The sequence below is a fragment of the Sphingomonas sp. 66-10 genome (genome assembly GCF_001897045.1).
Lineage (GTDB): Bacteria > Pseudomonadota > Alphaproteobacteria > Sphingomonadales > Sphingomonadaceae > Sphingomonas > Sphingomonas lycopersici.
Map to the genome: position 1 here is coordinate 1 of NZ_MKRR01000158.1, position 1,634 is coordinate 1,634.

Sequence of the window (1,634 nt, forward strand, 5' to 3'; positions counted from 1 at the left end):
CGGTTCTCAGCAGTTTGAGGCTCGAGACGTATCGTTTCATGGCCTAGAAATCGGCGTCGAAAGCGTTTCCGATGGCGGCCGATCCGCCCAAATGCCTCACATCGGTGAGTGGCTTGCACATGATTGCGGCACCGTGTTTCGGTTCATCTCGAATGATCGGGATTTCTACGCTGTCCGGGACGCGCGGATTGATGGCTGCATAGCGGCGCTACACTGCGGGCGGATTGCGGAAATTCGTAAGTGTGATGGCCTACGCATAGAGAATGTGCGCTTCTTTCAGTGCAAGTACAACTCGCTGCTGATCGAGCGAACGCCATTCGTCGCGATCACCGGTGCAACGTTGTTTGAGACCGGGGCAGAAGCGATAGTCCTGCGCGAGTGCCAATATGTTACTATGGCGGGCGTGCAGGTTGCTCGCACGGGGGTCTACCGCGCGGGAAAATTGATCCAGCAAGCCGCACTTCTCATCGAAAATTGTGATGATCTAGCATTCGATGGGCTCGTCGAGCAGCCGGTTGGGCGGGCCTTTACGATCCGCGACTCTGTCAATTTGTCGATCAACGCCGCCATCGGTACGCCCTTCTGGTCAACAGGCAGCCTTGGAAGTCGTGAAGGGGCGATTCATATCGAGCGATCCCGCGCGATCTTGATCAACGCCTCTTTCGGCGGAATCTTCTATTGGGTCGCAGTCTGGGCCGATGCCGCCAGCGCTTCTTCGATTAACGGCAGAATCACGACGGAAGGGCCTGCTGGCGTGGTCCGGTGCGTCCAATTGCAGGCCGCGCCTCTAGGGCATGTCGCGCGAACCGCGACGGCGACCAGCGTAGCGCCGGGTAAATCAGTCAAGCTGGACGAATTGCGCGTGCTCGTTCCTCCGGGCAAAGCGCTCGTTTCATGTTCGATCGAGTTGACGACGCCAGGTATCGCGTTTTTCGCAGGTCAGCAGCGATGGAACGTAGAGCGCGTGGCGGAGCCCGGCGGCGGCTCCCTATCGCTTGAGCGAAATCTCTTGCACAGGAACGATACGACGCTGCCCCGCTATGCCGCCGTTCCCATAGAGGTTTACAATTCGACGGATCACCCCATTACGATTCCCGCGGGGCATGAGACACGATTGTCGCTAGCGATCGAGTGACAGCATCATGGAGAGTCGATTCTTGCTGATAGGATATCGTTATGGCACTGAGTGAGGAAATGGGAGGCGATAGGTGGATATGGCTGCGCGCAGCATCATAGATGAGTTTAATTCGACCGGTTATTTGATTATTGATCTCGATATCCCGAACTTTGCCGAGCTCGCGGAAGGCGTTATCAGCGATCTTGCGCCTGTTTACGACCACAATAACCGCATCGAAAATGCGTGGCGCCGCAGTCCCGGCGCCCGGTACCTTGCGGTGCTTCCGAAAATTTTGAATGTACTTGAAGAATTATATGGACGTCCCGCCTTCCCCTTTCAGACTTTGAATTTCAACAAAGGGACGGAGCAAGCGGCGCATAGCGATACTATCCACTTCGATAGCAAGCCAGCAGGTTTCATGGCGGGCGTCTGGGTCGCGCTGGAAGATATCGACGCTGGAAACGGTCCACTTCGATATTATCCGGGTTCGCAATTATTGCCGCAGCTAACGCTCAAA

The 1,634-nt window shown here is 56.1% G+C and carries 2 protein-coding genes; both read left to right on the forward strand.

Annotated elements, in window-relative coordinates; all coding sequences use genetic code 11:
- Nucleotides 1–1,135: hypothetical protein (locus BGN95_RS24200; RefSeq protein ID WP_286774290.1), on the forward strand; the 1,135-nt coding region annotated here is incomplete at its 5' end.
- A gap of 79 nt (nt 1,136–1,214) precedes the next feature.
- The coding region (locus BGN95_RS24205) for a phytanoyl-CoA dioxygenase family protein (RefSeq protein WP_286774320.1) at nt 1,215–1,634 on the forward strand (420 nt) is incomplete at its 3' end.